This is a genomic window from Oceanobacillus timonensis, assembly GCF_900166635.1.
Classification (GTDB): domain Bacteria; phylum Bacillota; class Bacilli; order Bacillales; family Amphibacillaceae; genus Oceanobacillus; species Oceanobacillus timonensis.
Genome location: NZ_LT800497.1, coordinates 3,814,946 through 3,835,051, shown reverse-complemented (window position 1 = coordinate 3,835,051; position 20,106 = coordinate 3,814,946). Strand labels below are relative to the sequence as shown.

General features: G+C 38.3%; 17 protein-coding genes. 13 read left to right on the top strand and 4 right to left on the bottom strand.

The features are described 5' to 3' along the window. Positions 1 to 275 precede the first annotated feature (275 nt). The 4 genes from B7E05_RS18935 (at position 276) to B7E05_RS18920 (ending at position 5,270) form a co-directional block, all read left to right on the top strand. Positions 276 to 1,736 carry a nicotinate phosphoribosyltransferase gene (locus B7E05_RS18935; protein ID WP_080875668.1) on the top strand — a complete coding sequence of 487 codons (1,461 nt, stop codon included), beginning with the start codon at positions 276 to 278 and terminating at the stop codon, positions 1,734 to 1,736. Positions 1,737 to 1,826: 90 nt separating this feature from the next. Beyond that, positions 1,827 to 2,654: an ammonia-dependent NAD(+) synthetase gene (gene nadE / locus B7E05_RS18930; RefSeq protein WP_080875667.1), complete on the top strand. Its 828-nt coding sequence runs from the start codon at positions 1,827 to 1,829 to the stop codon at positions 2,652 to 2,654. A 93-nt stretch (positions 2,655 to 2,747) separates the two neighbouring features. Beyond that, positions 2,748 to 4,259 (top strand): xylulokinase, encoded by a 1,512-nt coding sequence (gene xylB / locus B7E05_RS18925; protein WP_080875666.1) that lies wholly within the window; start codon positions 2,748 to 2,750, stop codon positions 4,257 to 4,259. A 69-nt stretch (positions 4,260 to 4,328) separates the two neighbouring features. Then, positions 4,329 to 5,270, top strand: a complete 942-nt coding sequence (locus B7E05_RS18920) for an AEC family transporter (RefSeq protein WP_179134585.1) — start codon at positions 4,329 to 4,331, stop codon at positions 5,268 to 5,270. 187 nt (positions 5,271 to 5,457) lie between these two features. Here B7E05_RS18920 and B7E05_RS18915 read toward each other — a convergent pair whose 3' ends face one another. Beyond that, positions 5,458 to 6,789 (bottom strand): ROK family transcriptional regulator, encoded by a 1,332-nt coding sequence (locus tag B7E05_RS18915; protein ID WP_080875664.1) that lies wholly within the window; start codon positions 6,787 to 6,789, stop codon positions 5,458 to 5,460. A gap of 789 nt (positions 6,790 to 7,578) precedes the next feature. On the opposite strand from B7E05_RS18915, the gene B7E05_RS18910 reads away from it, so the two are divergent. Genes B7E05_RS18910 through B7E05_RS18895 form a run of 4 tightly spaced genes read left to right on the top strand, consistent with a single transcriptional unit; the run spans position 7,579 to position 11,468 of the window. Beyond that, a complete protein-coding gene (locus B7E05_RS18910; protein ID WP_080875663.1) occupies positions 7,579 to 8,412 on the top strand; it encodes a sugar phosphate isomerase/epimerase family protein in 834 nt (277 codons plus the stop codon). Then, positions 8,405 to 9,316: a sugar phosphate isomerase/epimerase family protein gene (locus B7E05_RS18905; RefSeq protein WP_179134584.1), complete on the top strand. Its 912-nt coding sequence runs from the start codon at positions 8,405 to 8,407 to the stop codon at positions 9,314 to 9,316. Before B7E05_RS18910 ends, B7E05_RS18905 begins: the two co-directional genes overlap by 8 nt. 59 nt (positions 9,317 to 9,375) lie before the next feature. Then, positions 9,376 to 10,386 (top strand): 2-keto-3-deoxygluconate permease, encoded by a 1,011-nt coding sequence (locus tag B7E05_RS18900; RefSeq protein ID WP_080875661.1) that lies wholly within the window; start codon positions 9,376 to 9,378, stop codon positions 10,384 to 10,386. A 35-nt stretch (positions 10,387 to 10,421) separates the two neighbouring features. Continuing rightward, a complete protein-coding gene (locus B7E05_RS18895; RefSeq protein ID WP_080875660.1) occupies positions 10,422 to 11,468 on the top strand; it encodes an Ldh family oxidoreductase in 1,047 nt (348 codons plus the stop codon). Positions 11,469 to 11,587: 119 nt separating this feature from the next. Here the strand turns inward: B7E05_RS18895 and B7E05_RS18890 are convergent, their stop codons facing one another. From B7E05_RS18890 to B7E05_RS18880, 3 genes are all read right to left on the bottom strand, one after another. Then, positions 11,588 to 12,430 carry an aldo/keto reductase gene (locus B7E05_RS18890; protein WP_080875659.1) on the bottom strand — a complete coding sequence of 281 codons (843 nt, stop codon included), beginning with the start codon at positions 12,428 to 12,430 and terminating at the stop codon, positions 11,588 to 11,590. A gap of 106 nt (positions 12,431 to 12,536) precedes the next feature. Next, complete coding sequence (locus B7E05_RS18885) at positions 12,537 to 12,929, bottom strand: DUF3592 domain-containing protein (protein ID WP_080875658.1); 393 nt, start codon at positions 12,927 to 12,929, stop codon at positions 12,537 to 12,539. A 114-nt stretch (positions 12,930 to 13,043) separates the two neighbouring features. Continuing rightward, positions 13,044 to 13,382: a helix-turn-helix transcriptional regulator gene (locus B7E05_RS18880; protein WP_080875657.1), complete on the bottom strand. Its 339-nt coding sequence runs from the start codon at positions 13,380 to 13,382 to the stop codon at positions 13,044 to 13,046. A gap of 210 nt (positions 13,383 to 13,592) precedes the next feature. Between B7E05_RS18880 and B7E05_RS22250 the strand changes: the two genes are divergently transcribed. The 5 genes from B7E05_RS22250 to glpK all read left to right on the top strand — a co-directional run bounded on the left by B7E05_RS22250 (position 13,593) and on the right by glpK (position 19,916). Further along, positions 13,593 to 13,751, top strand: a complete 159-nt coding sequence (locus B7E05_RS22250; RefSeq protein ID WP_179134583.1) for an RAxF-45 family protein — start codon at positions 13,593 to 13,595, stop codon at positions 13,749 to 13,751. Between the two features lie 110 nt (positions 13,752 to 13,861). After that, the gene (gene abc-f, locus B7E05_RS18875) at positions 13,862 to 15,769 is read left to right on the top strand and encodes a ribosomal protection-like ABC-F family protein (RefSeq protein ID WP_080875656.1); all 1,908 of its coding nucleotides are present in this window, start codon (positions 13,862 to 13,864) and stop codon (positions 15,767 to 15,769) included. 79 nt (positions 15,770 to 15,848) lie between these two features. After that, positions 15,849 to 17,024: an AI-2E family transporter gene (locus B7E05_RS18870; RefSeq protein WP_080876369.1), complete on the top strand. Its 1,176-nt coding sequence runs from the start codon at positions 15,849 to 15,851 to the stop codon at positions 17,022 to 17,024. A 478-nt stretch (positions 17,025 to 17,502) separates the two neighbouring features. Continuing rightward, positions 17,503 to 18,312, top strand: a complete 810-nt coding sequence (locus B7E05_RS18865) for an MIP/aquaporin family protein (RefSeq protein WP_080875655.1) — start codon at positions 17,503 to 17,505, stop codon at positions 18,310 to 18,312. A 101-nt stretch (positions 18,313 to 18,413) separates the two neighbouring features. Continuing rightward, positions 18,414 to 19,916, top strand: a complete 1,503-nt coding sequence (glpK, locus tag B7E05_RS18860; RefSeq protein WP_080875654.1) for a glycerol kinase GlpK — start codon at positions 18,414 to 18,416, stop codon at positions 19,914 to 19,916. The last annotated feature ends 190 nt before the right edge of the window (positions 19,917 to 20,106 follow it).

Genomic DNA, 20,106 nt, shown 5'->3' with positions numbered 1-20,106 from the left:
GCTTGTCCAGCAGGGTTTGTGAAGGCAAAAAGAAGGGAAACAGCATTACAGGGAGTCGCTCGGAATCAAAAGAAGGGGCAGGGGTGACAAATGTTTTGAACCATCTTAGGAAAGCATTCTTTTTTTAGAAAAAGTCGTTAGTCTTCAGGAAATTTGAAGAAAACGAAACGGAGTATACCCTGTCTATCCCAATTATATCGATGGAACGATGTTGTTGTATCTTTATCTATTTGGTAATAAAATAGAAAGCGATAAACTACGGGAGGAAGTCAAAAATGAATTATATCGATGACAGCTTAATGCTGCATACAGACCTTTATCAAATAAATATGGCGGAAACGTATTGGTATGATAATATACATAATCGCAAGGCAGTATTTGATTTATACTTTCGTCAGCTTCCATTTGGCAATGGTTATGGTCTTTACGCCGGTTTAGAAAGGATTATCGAGTATCTGCATAATTTCAATTTTAGTGAATCGGACTTAACTTATTTAAAAGAATTGGGCTATAAAGAAGATTTTCTAGCGTATTTACGCGAACTACGGTTTACAGGTTCTTTGAAATCGATGCGGGAAGGGGAAGTTGTTTTTGCAAACGAGCCGATTATCCGTGTGGAGGCACCATTAGCAGAGGCACAATTGCTGGAGACTGCCCTGTTAAACATTGTGAATTATCAAACGTTAATTGCCACCAAAGCCTCACGTATCCGACAGTTGGTAAGAAACAGCCCGGTAATGGAGTTTGGTACAAGAAGAGCCCAAGAGATGGACGCGGCTGTCTGGGGTACGAGAGCAGCGTACATTGGCGGTTTCAATGCAACAAGCAATGTCCGGGCAGGGAAATTATTCGGAATTCCAGTGTCAGGAACGCATGCACATTCGATGGTACAAGCGTACCGTGATGAATATGTTTCCTTTAAAAAATATGCAGAACGTCATCGGGAGTGTGTATTTTTAGTAGATACTTACGATACCTTGAATTCAGGTGTACCTAATGCAATTAAAGTAGCCAAAGAATTAGGGGATAAAATTGATTTTAAAGGGATTCGGATTGATAGCGGAGACTTGGCTTATTTATCCAAAGAAGCAAGAAGAATGCTTGATGCAGAAGGATTTAAGCATGCGAAAATTTACGTCTCTAATGATTTGGATGAATATACTATTGCCAGCCTGCAAGCCCAGCATGCAAAAATTGATGTGTGGGGAATTGGAACCAAATTGATAACAGCATATGATCAGCCGGCACTTGGTGCAGTATATAAATTGGTATCCATTGAGGATGAACAGGGAGATATGGTGGATACGATTAAACTATCCGGCAATCCGGAAAAGATGACAACACCAGGCAAGAAAAAAGTGTACCGGATTATCAACAGATGTAATCATCATAGTGAAGGCGATTATCTGACGTTAGAAGAGGAGGAACCGGAGAAGGAAGACGAAATTATGCTTTTTCATCCGGTGCATACGTACTATAAGAAAATGGTTTCGAATTTTGACGCAGTGAATTTACATCAGGATATTGTAGTGGATGGAGACATCGTTTACGAATGTCCAAACTTGCTCCATGTACAGAATTATGCCGTAAACCAGCTTCAGCTATTTTGGGATGAGTATAAGCGTACAAACTATCCGGCTGAATATCCTGTCGATTTAAGTGTGAAACTATGGAACAGTAAGATGGAACATATTGAAAAAGTTAAAAAAGAAGTAGGACAAAATCAAACGCGTTAAGTTTTAGGGTGGTGCATGTTGCGTGTACCGCTAAAAGGCCGTTGTACTACAAATAAATGGATATGGTTTTTAATAAAGGAGTGTCTTTAAATGAAAGAATTGCAGCAATCGGTTATTCATACATTACATGTAAAACCGGAAATCGATCCGAAAGAAGAGATTCGCATCCGTATTGATTTCATGAAGGAATATCTGCATAAATTCAGTTTTTCGAAAGGCTTTGTGCTCGGGATATCCGGAGGGCAGGATTCTACATTGCTTTCGAAACTGGCACAATTAGCGATAGATGAATTAAACGAGGAGCAGGAAGCATCACCTTATCAATTTATCGGTGTCGAATTGCCTTATGGAGAGCAGGGCGATGCGGATGACGTGGCTGATGCAATTCAATTTGTCCAGCCTTCAAAGATGCTTACGGTGAATATCAAAGAAGCAGTAGATGCAAGTGTGAAATCATTACGTGATGCAGGTGTCGATATCAGCGATTTTCTAAAAGGAAATGAAAAAGCAAGAGAACGTATGAAGGCGCAATACAGCGTGGCCGGAGTGCATAATTGTTTCGTATTAGGGACCGATCACGCAGCGGAAGCAATTACCGGATTCTTTACCAAGCACGGGGATGGCGCTTGTGACTTGGCACCGCTGGAGGGATTAAATAAGCGTCAAGGAAAGCAAATCTTGAAAGAGCTGGGATGTCCCGAACATCTCTATCTAAAAAAACCGACTGCTGATTTGGAAGATGAACGTCCAGCTTTAGCTGATGAAGAAGCATTAGGGGTCACCTATGATGAACTTGATGATTATTTAGAAGGAAAAGAAGTATCCCAAGAAGCGAGAGAAGTCATTGAAGGTCACTATATTAAGACAATGCATAAGCGGGAACCGATTGCCTCTATCTATAATGATTGGTGGAAATAATAACAGAGGGCGGATAGTGTATTCGTCCTTTTTTGCTCTTTATTGGAGTGAAAACCAGACATATTGAGCTATTGAGGAGAGGATGAACCAGAGATGAAGTATGTTATTGGTGTTGATTTAGGAACGAGTGCTGTGAAACTGCTTTTGATGAACCAGAAAGGGCAGTTGGTTCAAGAGGTAGCTAAAGAATATCCATTAATGCAAGAGAAAGCCGGGCATAGTGAACAAAATCCGGAAGATTGGGTGGAGCAGGCTATTTCTGGTCTTAACGAACTTACGGACAGTTTTACTGGTGATGTGGCGGATATTGAAGGAATCAGCTTTTCCGGACAGATGCATGGCCTGGTTTTATTAGATGACTATAAGGAAGTGATTCGCCCGGCAATTTTATGGAATGATACACGTACAACCGTAGAATGTCAGGAAATCACGGAACGTGTCGGGAAGGACAAACTTCTGCAACTACCTAAAAACATCGCGTTGGAGGGGTTTACATTACCGAAAATGGAATGGGTTAGAAAACATGAACCTGAAAATTATGAACAAGCAAAGCTGTTTTTATTGCCCAAAGACTATTTGCGGTTTCGTTTAACTGGAGAGCTGCATATGGATTATTCTGATGCTGCTGGAACATTGTTATTAGATATGGAGGATCGTTCGTGGAGTAAAGAAATGTGCGAAGCCTTTGATATTCAACCTGATTTTTGTCCTCCGCTGGTTCCTTCTCATGCGATGGTTGGAAATATCAAGAAAGAGATAGCAGAGCAAACCGGTTTATCCGAGCAAATAAAAGTGTTTGCAGGTGGTGCGGATAATGCTTGTAGAGCGATTGGCGCCGGTATCCTGGAAGAAGGGGAGACGATGGCCAGTTTAGGTACTTCCGGTGTTGTTCTATCCTATGAGGATGCTGGAGATAAATCATTTGCAGGAAAGGTACATTACTTAAACCATGCTGCTCCAGATGCGTACTACACGATGGGGGTTACACTTGCTGCTGGTTACAGTTTATCGTGGTTTAAGAATACGTTTGCAAAAGATGTGCCGTTTGATGATTTATTAAATAAAGCAGCAGACGTACCGGTGGGAGCAAATGGACTTTTATTTACGCCTTATCTCGTTGGAGAACGGACACCTCATGTTGATTCCACCATCCGCGGCAGCTTTATTGGTATAGACAGTTCGCATAACATGAAGCATTTTACAAGAGCTGTGATGGAGGGAATTACGTTTTCTTTAAATGAATCGGTAGAAATTTTTAGAGAAAACGGAAAGGTTATTGATCGCATTATTGCCATTGGTGGCGGTGCAAAAAGTGATATATGGCTGCAAATACAGGCAGATATATATAATGCCGCAGTAATTAAGCTGAGCAGTGAACAAGGACCAGGAATGGGGGCTGCGATGCTGGCTGCATATGGATCGGGTTGGTTTTCATCTCTGCAGGAATGTGCTGCTGTTTTTCTGGAAAAAGAAAAAACGGTGGAGCCTATTCCGGAAAATGTAGAGAAGTATAAAGACCTTTTTGCATTATATCAATCTATTTATACATCAACCAATCAAATCAATAAGGATTTAATGAAATATCGAAATAATGATGAAGGATAGTCATTCATCACATGCTTCTCACTTTCTGAATATCCTGTAATGGTATGTGAAAGAGGAAGGTGGAGAGGCATGGATACATTATTTACACTGGCATACGAGATTGGTTCATTGTATATTATTGTAGCAATCGGCTGGTTTATCCGGCGGAAGGGATTTATTTCGGAGGATGGTCAGCGTGCGTTTACCACCCTATTATTATATGTCGCTTTGCCTTGTCTGATTATTAGCTCCATGCATATGCCTTTCCAATATGAACAGGCTTATGGTGCCTTTATTATGTTTGTCCTTTCCATTTATATCATGGGAGGGACTCTTTTTTTAAGCCGGTTTATTACTAAAAAAATGACATTGCCGATGGAACGGAAGGCAGTGTTTGAAAATGTTATTCTGTTTGGAAACCAAGGATTTATCGGTATGGTGATTATTCTGCAACTGTTTGGGCAGGAAGGCGTGCTATTTGCTTCGGTGTTTAACCTGATTTATTTTATTCTGATATGGACCTATGCGATTTATATTATGAATCCAGAAGGGCTTCCGGTTTCCAAAGCGATGTTTATTTTCAAAAATCCCGGTTTTTTAGCAACGGTAGTTGGTTTTATTTTATTTATCTTTCCTATTCCCATTCCTGCTTTTATTATGGGGCCTATAGAAACGATTGGTCAGATGACTGTACCGCTATCGATGATTATGATTGGTATGATGATTTCAAGCGTTACTTTTTCGAAAGCACTGGTGTATATGAAGGATATCTTTGTTTATCTTGCTGTTGTTATTCGATTATTCATTTATCCGCTCCTCTTTTTTCTGCCATTATTATTCTTTCGCATGCCGTTTGAATTATTTATGATTGCTTGTCTGCTTTCTGCTACGCCGAGCCCGGCAACGATAAGCATGTATGCCCAAGTGTATGGAGGGGACGTGGAATTTTCAGCGGTGGTTGTGTTCTTCTCTACACTCTTGTCGGTTGTCAGTATTCCGCTTGTTTACTTGGTGTTTTTGTTTATGATTTAGAAAATGGCTATTACTCCATTTATCATTTCAAACACTAAAAACTTGCAGAGAAAATACCTGCTTTCTCTGCAAGTGGGTGGCGTCTGCTTTTAATATAACGATTGATTTCGTTCTCAGTAAAACCATAGTTAACATGGTTTCCTAACAAACAGGTGAATCGAGTTTAATTCGATACAGGATCCAATATTTATTCCGAGCTAATGTGATAACCATTTTCAAAAAAGTGGGTTAAGGCAACAGCGATTGCTCCAATAATGGTGGAATCTGAACCTAATTCAGAAAATAGAATATCTAACCCTTTATTATGATCAGGTAAAACGCTGGCACGGAGCGTTTCATTCAAAGAAGGTTCTACCCACTCTTTTAGTTTGGTGATATCTCCCCCTATGAGAACATTTTTGGGGTTTAAAACATTAACAAGACTGATGAGACCTATACCTAAATATTGGCCTATTTCTTCTATCTCTTTTATGACGAATTGATTACCTTGACTGGCCAATGATTCTAAGAATTCAACGGAAAGTTGTGAAAAAGGACTTGCATGTAATTGTTCTGTCACTTCAGAAACGCTCGAAAGTTTTTTTAATAAAGCATTGGTCGAAGCATACATTTGCCAACACCCTTTGCTTCCACAAGAGCATTTTTTGCCATTATATTTAACGATAAGATGTCCTGCCTCTCCGGATAATCCATTGTACCCGCGGAATAATTCATTCTTAATCGTGACAGCACTGCCTATGACATTACTAACACTTACATATAAGGTATCCGTTAAAGCGTTATGCTTATCAAACTGTTTTTCTCCAATCAAGCCTACCCTTGCCTCATTATCTACAACACATGGAATTTGAAATGTATCAACAATCATTTGTCTCAAGTCTACATCGTTCCATTTTAAAGATGGTGCTTTTAAAACCGTACCATTCGCATCGACCATACCGGGGAAACCAATACCGATACAAGTAATTTGAAATATACTTTCTTGAACATATTCCTGCATCTCTTTTATGGATTCAATAATCTTTTTTATAATAAACTTAGGTGTTTTACTAGTCAATTCCTTCGTAAAACGTTTGACTATTTTTCCGTTTAGGTCAGCCAATGCTACTTCTAATAATTTCGATTTAACAGTGATACCAATAACAAAGCCAGAATCTCCCTTGATGGTATACATGGTTGGTTTTCTGCCTCCAGATGAAATTCCTTCACCTAATTGTTTAATAATGGAAGCTGCTTCAAGTTCATTAACTAATCGAGATACTGTCCCGCGATTAAGCCCGGATTTAGTGACAATATCAGGCTTTGAAAGAGGAGAGTGTTCTCTTATGATACGTAATATTAATGCTTTATTAATTTTTTTGACTAAATACTGGTCTGCCGTAATAGTTTCCACTTTAAATATCATTCCTTTCAATGTGTTAGAGGCATAATAATGTAATGAATAATGAATCGTTAACAAAATGAACATACGATAATTGGGTAAACAGATTTGATGTAAAGACAGAATGTAAAATTTCATTCCCCTTTTAATAGTGAAATTTTCCTTTTTTTAACATAAAATGAACGGGTGAGCGAAATTTTATTCTTTAATAACAAACATATATATTAGTCTGTATGTACCAATATTAGTATAAAGACGGAAGTATCGTGTTAAACCTACTTTCTCTGCACATGATGACATAGTCTTAGAATGATTATATAGATGTTACATATAAAAGAGTAAAATTCGCTGTATGTTTTGTGTTCATTGTAAATGAATCCATAAGATTTTTAAATTATATTTTAGATGTAACTTTATGTAAAAAATGCAAGATGCATCATTCTATATAACAATTATATGCATTTTTTCGTGGTATTTACAATGAAATGATTTATTCAAACAGACATTTAGACGTTAAAAATACTGTATATAAGCGCCTTAAAAGATAAATTTTAAAATTTTTTTATATAAAATTAGTTCTTCCCATGGAAAAACAAAGTTAGGTGTGTTAGTATTAATCCACTGAACATTTTCGTTCAGATTGTAAGCCTTTTCTTTATTGCTGGCAATCATAGAAGATAAGGCAACTATGTAGTGTCAATAAAATATGAAAACGCTATCTAATTTTTGGAGTTTATCATAAAGTTCTCTATAAGCATGGGTTATGACATAAAAAGATAGCTGTTCCATACGGTGTTAAGCTATATCGTTTATTATATTTGTTACTTAACGTAATGCTTGAATGGGAAACAACGATTTTGATTCCATCATTCGATAGGTTTTCTGAATTCCTTGTACCAAAAACTTATAAAAATAGGAGGACTGCAAATGCGTATTAAATTTGGATGTCATACGTCAACTTGGGAGCTAGATTATGATAAAGAATCAGACTACCTTGATGACGTAATAGATACTGTAAGTAATGCAGGTTTCCAAGGAGTAGATGTTCAAGTTGCCATGCTGGGAAGGTATCAAAACGATCCGGAAAAATTAAAACAAGCATTAGATGAAAGAGGTATTTCTTTAGCGGCATTAACAGTACCTTTCACTTGGGCTAATGATGAAGAAACGCAAGAGGAAAGAGAACGAGCCGATTATTATATTGATTATCTGACAAACTTTCCTGGGGCAGTGATGAATCTGCCATCGCGTGTCGGACCGAATAGAGATCATTTATTGGAACGTCAAAAGCAAATTATCGCTTGTGCAAATGCTGTCGGAAAAAGAGCATATGAAAAAGGCGTACAAGCATCTTTCCATCCGGCTTCTCCAGAAACATCCTATTTCCGAACAAAAGCCGATTACGATGTGTTGTTTGAACTGTTGGATACGTCTTATATGAGTTATACACCGGATGCCGGACATATTAAAGCTGGCGGGATGCGGCCAGAAGATATTATCGAAGACAATCTTTCTATTATCAAACATGTTCATTTTAAAGATCGTTCCAACAATAAAGAGTGGAAGGAAATGGGAACAGGAGATATTGATTTTCCTTATATCGTACAAACACTGAAAGATAGTGGTTATCAAGGGTGGATAATGATTGAAGAGGAAACCGAAGAAGCTGCGGAAGATCCGAATAAGGTTATTTTAAATGTTGGAAAATATGTTGAGGAAAAATTGAAACCGATTGCAAATGGAGTTGAGGAAAATGACTAATCGATTTATCCCTTCTTTGCTAATACCAGAAATTTTCTTTCCGGTAAAAGACAAAGCGGGATTTACAGCAGATATAATGAAACAATTATCAGAGGAAGGTTTTTATCGTGCTTTCGAAATTGGAGATGTATCTCAGGTTGCTGAACGGAAGCAGATTGCTGATTTAGCAACAGAAAATCAATATGAGATAACACAATGGTTAACTTTTTTGATTGATAAAAATGGGTTAGATGTTTCCTCCACTGATTCCAAATTAAGAAAAGAATCCGTGAAACAACTAACAGAAAGCATTTATGGAGCAGCAGAGTGTGGAGCATCCAATATTGCTTTTGTAACGGGAGCAGACCCGGGGGTTAAGTTGCGAAAAGATGCCATGGAAGGCTTATACGAAAGTGTATGTGAAATTTGTGAAGAAGCAGCTGCCTATCATATGAATGTTTTAGTAGAGCCGCTGGATCGTGACGCTCATAAAAAAAGAATAATAGGACCAACAAATGAAGCGGTGGGATTCATTCATCGAGTAGAAAAACAATATAAAAATATTGGTTTGGCATTTGATACCGCACATGCAGCGCTAAATGGCGAAGATATTCATGAAGCTTTGGAAGAAGCAAAGCATGAGACGCATCAAATTCATTTTTCCAATGCCGTTCTGGACAAGAAGAATCATTTATATGGTGATAATCATATGCCGCTTGGAGAACCAGGGTTTTTAACAATCGATAAGATAGCGTCTGCCTTAAGAAAAGCAGACGAACTTGGCATTAAAAAAGAAGAAGGATTACGTGTGGCAGCAGAAGTAAGAGGAAGAGATGCGGATAATTATCTGAATAATGAAAGAGAAACAAGAAAGATATTGAAAAACGCTCTTGATATTGTTCGTGACCAAAATGTAATGCATTAAACGTTACTATATTTTCATTTAAGTTTCTAAAGAAATTTATTATAAAAGAGGCGAGATACATGGAAATAAAGAAATTTTTAGAGCGAATACCTGGTGGAATGATGGTCGTCCCCCTCTTGCTGGGCTCAGTAGTTAATACGGTGGCTCCTAATGCTTTAAGAATAGATGGTTTTACGCAAGCGCTATTTGTAGACGCTGTTCCGGTTTTAGCTGCATTATATCTTGTCTGTGCCGGTGCACAATTGAATCTTCGAAGCTTTGGAACAAGTGTTGCAAAAGGGGTAACGCTCTTAGCGATAAAATGGCTGGTAGCTATCATATTCACTGTAATAGCGATCACATTTGCTGGAGAGTCTGGGCTTTGGTTAGGACTGGCTCCTTTAGCTATCATGGCTGCCATGTCAAATAGTAATGGAGCTATGTATATGGCTGTAGCATCACAGTACGGTAAACAAGACGATAAAGCTGCTTATTCCATATTAGTTTTAAATGATGGTCCACTCTTATCAATGTTAGCTTTTACTGTATTAGGTGTTATGGGATTTGTGGAAGGTATGTTCTCTATTATGCCGTTCATATCTGTTTTAATCCCGTTATTAGTAGGTACGGTATTAGGTAATTTAGATGAAAAAATGAGAGACTTTTTTGTTAGCGGCAGTGATATGATCATACCCTTCCTGGCTTTTGCTTTAGGGATGGGAATAGACTTATCATCAATACTCGAAGGTGGATTAAGCGGAATACTTTTAGGTCTGATGACGTTAGTATTCACTGGCGGCGCTGCTTATTTTGTATTTAAATTATTTAAATGGAATCCCATTGTTGGTGCTGCAGAGGGAACAACCGCTGGAAATGCAGTAATGGTACCAGCGGTAATCGCATCAGCCAATCCGGCTTTTGCTTCTCTTGAAGCTATAGCAACGGTACAAGTAGCAGCTGCTGCGGTAACCACAGCAATATTACTACCAATTGCTCTAACCTTATTAGTGAAGCTTACTGGTGCTCAAAAGAATGTATCGCCAAAAGAGGATGAGGTAACAAATGATATAACTTCTGAAAAAATTAATTAACAATAGAAGAATATAATAAATGAGGAGAGATTGACATGTATACAATGAATTTATCAAACTTAGAGAACTTTATATTAGAATCTTTACAGGCTGTCGGGGTGGACGAAAAGGAAGCTGAAATCTGTGCAAAAAATATTAGCTTTGCAGACAAGCAAGGTACTGATACGCACGGTATTATGCGAGTTCCTGTTTATATTGAACGACTCCAGTCTGGAGCATTTAACGCCAAACCGGATACTAAATGGGCGAAAGAAACAGAAACAATAGGCGTATTAGATGCAGATAACGGCATGGGGCATTATCCAGCTCAGTTAGCGATGGAAAAAGCAATTGAAAAAGCAAAAGAAAAAGGAATTGGTTTTGCAACTTTATATAATGGCAATCATATTGGCGCAGGAGCATGTTATGCACAAATGGCTGCTGAACAAGGGATGATTGGTTTTATTACGACGAATGCGGGATCATTAATGGCTCCTTCAGGAGGAAAAGAAAGGGTTTTAGGAAATAATCCTATATGTTTCTCCATTCCACGCAGAGGGAAAGAACCGATTACACTAGACATTGCAAATAGTGTCGTTGCTGGTGGAAAACTTCAACTAGCCAGTTCAAAAGGAGAAGATATTCCATTAGGCTGGGCTTTAGATACAGAGGGGAATCCAACTACAGATCCCGATAAAGGGCTGGAAGGAACGCTGGTACCTATTGGCGGACATAAAGGGTATGGATTAACGTTAGTCATGGATATTTTAGCTGGTGTATTATCAGGCGCAAATTATAGTAAAAATATATCTCTGTTGGACTATGATAAGCCGAATAAAGTTGGTTGTACGATGATTGCAATAAATATTAATGAGATTATGCCAGTAGATAGATTTTATGATAGATTAGATGACTTCACGGATATGATTGTAAACTCTGAAAAAATTGATGAAAATGGACATATTTACTTGCCGGGTGAAATTGAAACCATGACAAAGAAAAAAAGATTAGAAACAGGAGTAGATATTGCTGACAGTCTTCACGAAGAATTAATTCAACTTTGTAAAGATTTAAACCTGGATAAAGAGAAATATGGGTTGTAAGTTGACTATATGACTTATAACCAGAAATAGAAAGGGCTAAACGGACAGAGAAAAAAGAGCTGCTGCAAAATGCATGATAGGCATTTTGCAGCAGCTCTTTTCCTTTAATGAACACCATATTAAAACTCTTCATAAACAGCCGGATCCTGATCTTTCAAACGTCCATCAGTCTTTGTCAGGCTATTAATCATTGTCATCTCTTCATTATTCAGTTCAAAGTCAAAGATAGAGATATTTTCCTTTTGGCGAACTGGTGATGCTGATTTTGGAATTGCGACCGCGCCCAGTTGATAGTGCCAGCGGAGAATAATTTGCGAAATCGTTTTATGATGCTTTTCGGCAATTTTTTGTAATGTTTCATCTTGCAGCAGGTCACTTGCTCTGGATAGAGGGCTCCATGATTCTGTTACAATACGATGATCCGTGTCCCATTTTAACTGTTCTGCCTGATTGAATCGCGGATGTAATTCAACCTGATTCACCGTTGGCAGGATACCCGTCTCTTTTTCAAGCCGTTCTAAATGTTCCGGTAAGAAGTTGCATACACCGATGGAACGGATATAACCAAATTTTTGGGCATCAATTAATGCCTGCCAAGCTTCCACATAGTTATCCTGAATCGGATTTGGCCAATGAATTAAGTATAGATCATAATAATCCAGATTGGCCCGGAATAGAGATTCCTGGATGGTCACAATCGCATCATCATAGTGATGATAACGTCCAGGCAATTTGGATGTGATCACTAATTCTTCACGCGGAACAGAACTTCTGCGAACTGCTTCGCCGACAGTAGCTTCATTTTCGTAATTATACGCTGTATCGAGTAAGCGATAGCCGTTTGTAATGGCCGTATTAATTGCCTGTGCGCCTTGTTGTCCTTTCAGCTTGTACGTACCAAAGCCGACAGCAGGAATTTGAACACCGTCATGTAATGTGATTTCTGGAATTTGATTTGTCATCTGTATATACTCTCCCTTCGCTTATACTTTAAAGACTACCTTTCTGATGAGGAAAATTCAAACAATTTGATTTTTTGTTTTATATATGAATTCTCTGTTGACTGCTTTAAAGAATTACAGCTAACTCTATGAAAATACTAAAAACACCCGCTAAAAATAGAAAGAGCGTAATCCATTCCAGTTTACCAAACCCTTTCATAGCAACCTTTTTATCAGGAGACCGCGGATTAAAATAAACCTTGCAATACATTCCCAAATTTTTATTGGGAATCACTCCAACTGTCGTCGTTAATGAGTCCATTGATGTGACATAATACATTTCTTCATTGTATTTCAATAAAATTCGGTAATTATAAGTAACCATTCCGTGGGTTCCTCTACCTCCACGGACATAACCTACAATTTTTCCTTCCACTAGTTTACCAGTTAAGACACTCTTTAACCTTAAGAAAATAATAAACATAGCAACAATACAAAATAATAAACCGATAAAAGCCAATCTTTTCTCATCCTTCTTTTAATGTATTTCTAGAAATATGTATCTTCTATTATTGCATTTCTTAATTCATTTGAATAACGAGATGTAAAAAATTGCTTGTGAAAGAAAAAACGCTTACCAGATAAAAGGAAGAGAAGCGCGAAAGGAGGCAGGTATCATTCCAATGCGCTTGGTAAAGCGTGTCGTAAAGGTCCCGATGCTTTGCTGGCCGATTTCAAGACCGATATCGCGGATTGGAAAAGCCGTGTCTAACAATAATGTCATGGCGAGCTGTAGACGTAAACTGGAAATAAAGTACATCGGTGATACGCCAATCTGCCGTTTGAACATACGGGAAAAATGAAATGGACTGTAAGCTGCTTCATCAGCAAGCACGTGGAGTGAAAGATCCTGGTCCAAATTTTGCTGTATAAATACAATGGAATCCTGAACGGTCTTATTCGGGGTCAGCATTTTAAAAGCCTCCTTTTATATTGAGTATAGCTGAAAATAAGAAAATATCTATAAAATATTAGAAATTTAAATCATTTTAAACAGTTTTCCTAATTTTAGTGAGATTGACGATAGATTGCGGGTAACAAAACAACAGACTGGGAAAAGTTGCATGGATCACAAAAATTCTATATAATGAATATAATTTACGAAAGAAACGGAGGTGTAGAGATGTTTTTAGGACTTGAGAAAACGTGCGGAGAATGGATGGAATTCTTATATTACTGCCGTGCGAAATTTGCGCTATTTGCTGCCTGCGGGATACGTATGTCTTCATTTAGCAATTTAATAGCAAATACGAAAGCAAAAAAGCATCTCTGCATCGGGTAAAGTACGGTTAACGGAAATAAAGTGACATCTGAAAGCACACAGGGAGGTATGCTCTTTGTGTGCTTTTTTACTGTCTTTATCTTCGGCAGAGAAGATAAAGGAGAATAAAAATGATTTGTCAATTGAATCAAGTAAAGAAAATGTACGGTGGAAATATTATATTTGAAGATTTGTCGCTGGAAGTAAAAGAAAAGGAACGCATTGGTATTGTTGGAAGAAACGGTGGAGGAAAAACGACGCTGTTGCGATTAATGGCGGGAATTACGAAGCCGGATGAAGGAAATATTCATTGGAAGAAAGCAACAACGATTGGTTATTTAGAGCAAATTCCTGAACAGGGAGAGGGAATGCTTGTATTTGATGTGTTGAAGCAGTCGAACAAAGAGATTGTAGGACTGGAAAAACAAATGAAAAAATCAGAGCAAATGATGGAGCATCCGTCCTTAGAACAGGAGATGATGGAAAACGTCAAGGCTTACGGAGAGGTGCAGGAGCGTTTTACCGTTCTTGGCGGATATGAATTAGAAGCAAATATTAACCGGATTGCGACTGGTTTGCAAATTCATCCATTGCTGCAGATGCCCTTTGACCAAATTAGCGGCGGTGAAAAAACAAAAGTCGGTTTAGCGAAAATCCTTCTCCAAAACCCGGATTTATTGTTATTAGATGAACCGACAAACCATTTAGATTTGCAGGCTGTAGAGTGGCTTGGAGAATTTCTGAATACCTATGAGGGAACGGTGGTCATCATCTCCCATGACCGCTATTTTCTTGATGAAGTTGTGGAGCGGATTTTAGATTTAGAAGATGGAGATCTGGCTGTGTATCATACGAATTTCTCTGGTTATGTGAAGGAAAAGGAAGAGCGGCTGCTCCGGGAGTTTCAGGCTTATGAAGAGCAACAGAAGAAAATCAAAAAGATGAAGGAAGCGATTAAACGTTTGAAAGAGTGGGCAAACCGGGCTAATCCACCCAATGAAGGGTTGCATAAACGGGCAAAAAATATGGAACGTGCTCTGGAACGGATGGAAAAAATAGAAAAACCAGGGTTAAACCGAAAAAAGATGCAAATGGACTTGGATAGCTCGGATCGAAGTGGCAAAGATGTGATTATAATGAAGAATGTTCAAAAGCAATTTGCGGAAAAACTCCTTTTTAGTGATGTAGATATGCACATCCGTTATCAGGATCGAGTTGCCATCATCGGGGAAAATGGAACAGGAAAATCAACACTGATCCAGCTGATGCTCGGTAATGTCCATCCGGATGAGGGGGAAGTCATGATTGGCAGTAATGTAAAGTTCGGATATCTGTCCCAGCATGTGTTTCATGATATTGACCCAAAACAGACGGTGCTTGAAACGTTTCGTGAAGCAATTTCTGTAACAGAAGGAAAGGCAAGACATATCTTGGCAAAGTTTCTTTTCTACGGGGAACATGTTTTTCGGAAAGTAACGCAGCTGAGCGGCGGTGAAAAAATGCGTCTGCGTTTAGCACAGCTGATGCATCAAGACATCAATACGCTCATACTGGATGAACCGACGAATCATTTAGATATTGATTCCAGAGAAGTATTAGAGGAGACGCTGGAAGGATTTGCGGGAAGCCTGATTGCTGTCAGCCACGATCGTTATTTCCTGGATAGGCAATTTGATTATTTATATTGGATAGAAAATAAGCAGATTACAAAATATCCGGGGAATTATTCATGGGCGAAAGAAAAAAGGAAAGAGCAACTAATGGAAAAACAAGAGGAATCGCCTGCATCTCATAAAAAAACGAGTAATCATACGAAAAAATCGTATAGAATCATAGAGAATCCGTCAATAATAATAGAGAAGCTGGAACAGCAAATTGAAACGTTAGAAGCGGAAATTTATGCGATTGAGCTGAAGATGGCAGGGACGGCAGAGATAGAAGAACTACAGCATCTACAGGAGCAGAAAGCGTATCAAGAAGAAGAAAGACAAAAAGCTTATGAAAAGTTGCTAGTTTTAGAGAATAAAGGAAAAAAATGAAGAGCCAGGTAGAGATTCCTGTCGTTTTTTACGATATAATAGAAGTAACTTAGAATTTTTGGAAAAAGAAGGTGCTACATTGAAATCCGTTAACGATAAAATAGACTTATTTAAACGTTTTTTCTTAAACAACCGTTTTGTTGTATTTTTGGTCATCTTATTGTTAATTGGCTTAAACATACTTATTTTCACACATATTTCATTTGTGTTTACGCCATTTGTAGTGCTTTTGAAAACAGTATTGCTGCCAATTATTTTATCAGCTATTTTATATTATTTGCTGAATCCGATTGTGAATTACCTGGAAAAGAAAAATGTGAAGCGAATCTATTCGATTTTTGGATTATATCTGGTTATTATTGGGATTTTAACGATTTTCATCAGCTCTGTCTTTCCTTTTTTAAGAGAACAGATTACGAGTTTCATCATGAGTCTGCCTCCTTTTATTTCTGATATTGAGACGATGGTCAATAACTTTATCGGCGGAAATTTTATAAACCAATTTCAATTAGTAGAATATATTGATTTGCAGGGGTTTGCAACGCAAATATCGGATCGGTCACTGGATATTGTAAATAGTGCTTTTTCCAATATCGGCAACGTGATTGGAGCTGTTACAGATATTGTTTTAGCAGTTGTAACACTGCCATTCATCTTGTTTTATTTATTGAAAGATGGTGAAAAGCTGCCGGGATATTTTATAAAATTTTTACCAGTATCGATGAGAAAACCAACCTTTGTGATTCTGAAGGAAATGAATCATCAAATCAGCAGCTTTATACGTGGACAGATTATTGTCGCCTTCTGTATAGGCGTACTAATGTATATTGGGTTTACCATTATCGGATTGGAATATGCCCCGGTGTTGGCGTTAATTGCTGCTTTTACTAACGTTGTTCCATATCTGGGGCCGGCAATCGCCATCACGCCAGCATTAATTATTGCAATTGTGACTTCCCCGTTTATGGTGATTAAACTGATTATGGTTTGGACGATTGTACAGCTGGTAGAGGGAAAGTTTATCTCTCCGCAAATTATGGGAAGAAATCTGCGCGTTCATCCAATTACGATTATCTTTATTATCCTGACATCCGGAAAGTTATTTGGAATTGTCGGTATTCTATTAGCTGTCCCCGGTTACGCCCTTCTAAAGGTATTTGTGACGCATGTTTTTGAGTTCTTTAAAATTCGAAGTCACTTGTATGAAGAAGATATGGAAGTGGAGAAAGGCATGGAAAACAACACGCAAAAATGAATTGATAATGAACAATAAGCTGTTCGGCAGTTGTTATAAGTTGTTGCAAAATGCCAAAAAACCCTTGGGCTTTAGAAGTCCAGGGGTTTTTAATTTCCAGTAAAATCCGTTTTATGCATATTTAGTTATATATACCAGCAACACATTAACAATCTGAATGACAGGAATTTATAAAAATATAAATAAGAATGGAGCCTTGAAAAATCCTGTAATATCACTATTTCACGGAGGATTTCTCTGTTTAATGAAACCAACCTCCCAGCTAAATAAAAAAATGAAGTTATTGACAGCGTTTTATTTTTGGTATAAGGTGTTTAAAGACAAGTTAAGGGTTGTGTCGGAGATGAAGTTCACACAGTAAATCGTTTTCATGAAAAAGAAAACGTTTCTATCTGTGTGAGCTTTTTTATTTGTCATTTATTCTTAAAATGCTTGTTAAAATCAATAGATTATTCTATTTAGCAAAGGGGATTAGAACATGACTGAATTTTTGGCTGAGTTAATTGGCACAATGATTCTTGTTATCTTAGGTGTCGGTGTTGTTGCCGGGGTAGAATTAAAAAAGTCAAAAGCAGAAGGCGCCGGATGGGTATTGGTTTCTTTAGCCTGGGGGTTAGCCGTAACGATGGGGGTTTATGCCTCAGGAAATGTATCTGATGCTCATCTAAATCCTGCAGTAACATTAGGGTTTGCCGCAATTGGTGATTTCCCGTGGGATAAAGTGCCAGCATATATATCAGGACAGATGATTGGTGCGATTATCGGCGCAATCATTGTTTACTTCCAGTATCTTCCGCATTGGAGAGAGACAGAAGATAAAAGTGCTAAACTGGGTGTGTTTGCGACAGGACCGGCTGTAAGAAGTTATCCTGCCAACTTAGTTAGTGAAATCATTGGAACATTTGTATTGGTACTAGGACTGTTGTTCATCGGTGCAAACGAATTCACAGAAGGATTGAATCCGGCTGTTGTCGGTTTATTAATTGTTGCTATCGGCATGTCTCTGGGCGGCCCTACCGGTTATGCGATTAATCCAGCGAGAGACTTAGGTCCGAGAATTGCACATGCTATTTTGCCGATTATCGGTAAAGGTGATTCAGATTGGAGCTATGCATTAATTCCTATTATTGGTCCAATCGTCGGCGGCGTGTATGGTGCATTTTTCTATAGCGCTATGTTTGAAGGAAACATGGGCGCAGGTTTTTGGATAACGTCTGTTATTGTTATCATTACATTGGTTGTAGCATTCTTAAATGAGCAGCGACGAGATAAGCAGGCTGTTTCATAAAGAAGAATAAAATAAGTTATTTTAGGGTAAGTAATAAATAGAATAAAAACCTGAACTTTGAACAGGAAAAATTTTAAATATAAAAAATGGAGGAATCAGGGATGGCAGAGAAATATATTCTTTCAATTGACCAAGGAACAACCAGTTCACGTGCAATTGTATTTGACAATAAAGGGGAAATTGTCGATACGGCACAAATCGAATTTAAACAGTACTTTGATAAACCAGGCTGGGTAGAGCATGACGCGAATGAGATTTGGACATCTGTGCTTGGTTGTATTGCAGAAGTGCTAAATAAAACAGGTATCGAGGCAAGTCAGATTGAAGGGATTGGCATTACCAACCAGCGCGAGACAGCAGTCGTATGGGATAAAAACACAGGCCGGCCGATTTATAGAGCTGTTGTCTGGCAGTCTCGTCAAACAGAACCTATTTGTAAAGAGTTAAGAGAACAGGGTTACGAGGATACATTCCGGAGTAAGACAGGTCTTTTGATTGACCCGTATTTCTCAGGAACGAAAGTAAAATGGATACTGGATAATGTAGAGGGAGCAAGAGAAAAAGCAGAAGCTGGAGATTTATTATTCGGTACAATTGACTCCTGGCTTATTTATAAGTTTTCCGGTGGGCAAACCCATGTGACCGATTATTCCAATGCTGCAAGAACATTAATGTTTAATATTTATGATCTAAAATGGGATGATGAGCTGTTAGATATTCTAGATGTGCCGAAATCCATGCTTCCAGAGGTGCGCCCGTCTTCGGAAGAATATACAAAAACCGTATCTTATCATTTCTTTGGTGCAGAAGTTCCTGTTGCAGGTGTTGCAGGCGACCAGCAAGCTGCTTTATTTGGTCAGGCTTGTTTTGAACAAGGTATGGCGAAAAACACGTATGGCACAGGCGGTTTCTTATTAATGAATACAGGAGAAAAACCTATAGAGTCTAAGAACGGCCTATTGACTACTATTGCCTGGGGTGTTGATGGAAAAGTTACTTATGCATTGGAAGGAAGTATTTTTGTAGCCGGATCTGCCATTCAGTGGCTGCGTGATGGTTTAAGAATGATTGAATCAAGTCCGGAAAGTGAAGATTTTGCAACACGTGTCGAGTCAACGGATGGTGTGTATGTTGTACCAGCTTTTGTTGGTTTAGGAACACCATATTGGGACAGTGATGCACGAGGTTCTGTATTTGGTTTAACCAGAGGAACGAAAAAAGAGCATTTTATCCGTGCGACATTAGAATCACTCGCTTATCAGACCAGAGATGTTATCGAATCCATGGCTGCAGATGCCGATATGGAATTAAAAACGCTTCGTGTTGATGGCGGCGCGGTGAAAAATGATTTCTTAATGCAGTTCCAAAGCGATATGATGGATGTTGACGTAGAGCGCCCTGTGATTCAGGAAACAACAGCGCTCGGCTCTGCTTATTTGGCTGGATTAGCTGTCGGCTTCTGGGATAGCCAGGAAGAAATTGCTAAGCAATGGAAAGTCGAGAAAACATTCCAAGATAAAATGGACAACGAACAAAGCGATAAATTATATAAAGGATGGCAAAAAGCTGTCGAAGCAACTCGTGTGTTTAAGTTGGAAGACTAATATTTAAAAAGCAGTTCCTTCTTTCTTTTAACAAATGTGTACAGTTTGTGAAAATCAGATGATAACACAGGAATATTCGTTCAGAGCTTTCTTTACTAAAGAAAGCTCTGGACGTTTTTTATGAGCTAAAATCTTTATCTCACAATTGTTCATTGAAAGGATAAAAATATAGGGAAAAATAGAAGCAAAA

Excerpts from the sequence above, each read along its gene's own strand:
- B7E05_RS18935 (WP_080875668.1), top strand. The coding sequence starts at position 276 with ATGAATTATATCGATGACAGCTTAATGCTGCATACAGACCTTTATCAA.
- nadE (WP_080875667.1), top strand. The coding sequence starts at position 1,827 with ATGAAAGAATTGCAGCAATCGGTTATTCATACATTACATGTAAAACCG.
- xylB (WP_080875666.1), top strand. The coding sequence starts at position 2,748 with ATGAAGTATGTTATTGGTGTTGATTTAGGAACGAGTGCTGTGAAACTG.
- B7E05_RS18920 (WP_179134585.1), top strand. The coding sequence starts at position 4,329 with ATGGATACATTATTTACACTGGCATACGAGATTGGTTCATTGTATATT.
- B7E05_RS18915 (WP_080875664.1), bottom strand. The coding sequence starts at position 6,789 with ATGAAATTTTACATTCTGTCTTTACATCAAATCTGTTTACCCAATTAT.
- B7E05_RS18910 (WP_080875663.1), top strand. The coding sequence starts at position 7,579 with ATGCGTATTAAATTTGGATGTCATACGTCAACTTGGGAGCTAGATTAT.
- B7E05_RS18905 (WP_179134584.1), top strand. The coding sequence starts at position 8,405 with ATGACTAATCGATTTATCCCTTCTTTGCTAATACCAGAAATTTTCTTT.
- B7E05_RS18900 (WP_080875661.1), top strand. The coding sequence starts at position 9,376 with ATGGAAATAAAGAAATTTTTAGAGCGAATACCTGGTGGAATGATGGTC.
- B7E05_RS18895 (WP_080875660.1), top strand. The coding sequence starts at position 10,422 with ATGTATACAATGAATTTATCAAACTTAGAGAACTTTATATTAGAATCT.
- B7E05_RS18890 (WP_080875659.1), bottom strand. The coding sequence starts at position 12,430 with ATGACAAATCAAATTCCAGAAATCACATTACATGACGGTGTTCAAATT.
- B7E05_RS18880 (WP_080875657.1), bottom strand. The coding sequence starts at position 13,382 with ATGCTGACCCCGAATAAGACCGTTCAGGATTCCATTGTATTTATACAG.
- B7E05_RS22250 (WP_179134583.1), top strand. The coding sequence starts at position 13,593 with ATGTTTTTAGGACTTGAGAAAACGTGCGGAGAATGGATGGAATTCTTA.
- abc-f (WP_080875656.1), top strand. The coding sequence starts at position 13,862 with ATGATTTGTCAATTGAATCAAGTAAAGAAAATGTACGGTGGAAATATT.
- B7E05_RS18865 (WP_080875655.1), top strand. The coding sequence starts at position 17,503 with ATGACTGAATTTTTGGCTGAGTTAATTGGCACAATGATTCTTGTTATC.
- glpK (WP_080875654.1), top strand. The coding sequence starts at position 18,414 with ATGGCAGAGAAATATATTCTTTCAATTGACCAAGGAACAACCAGTTCA.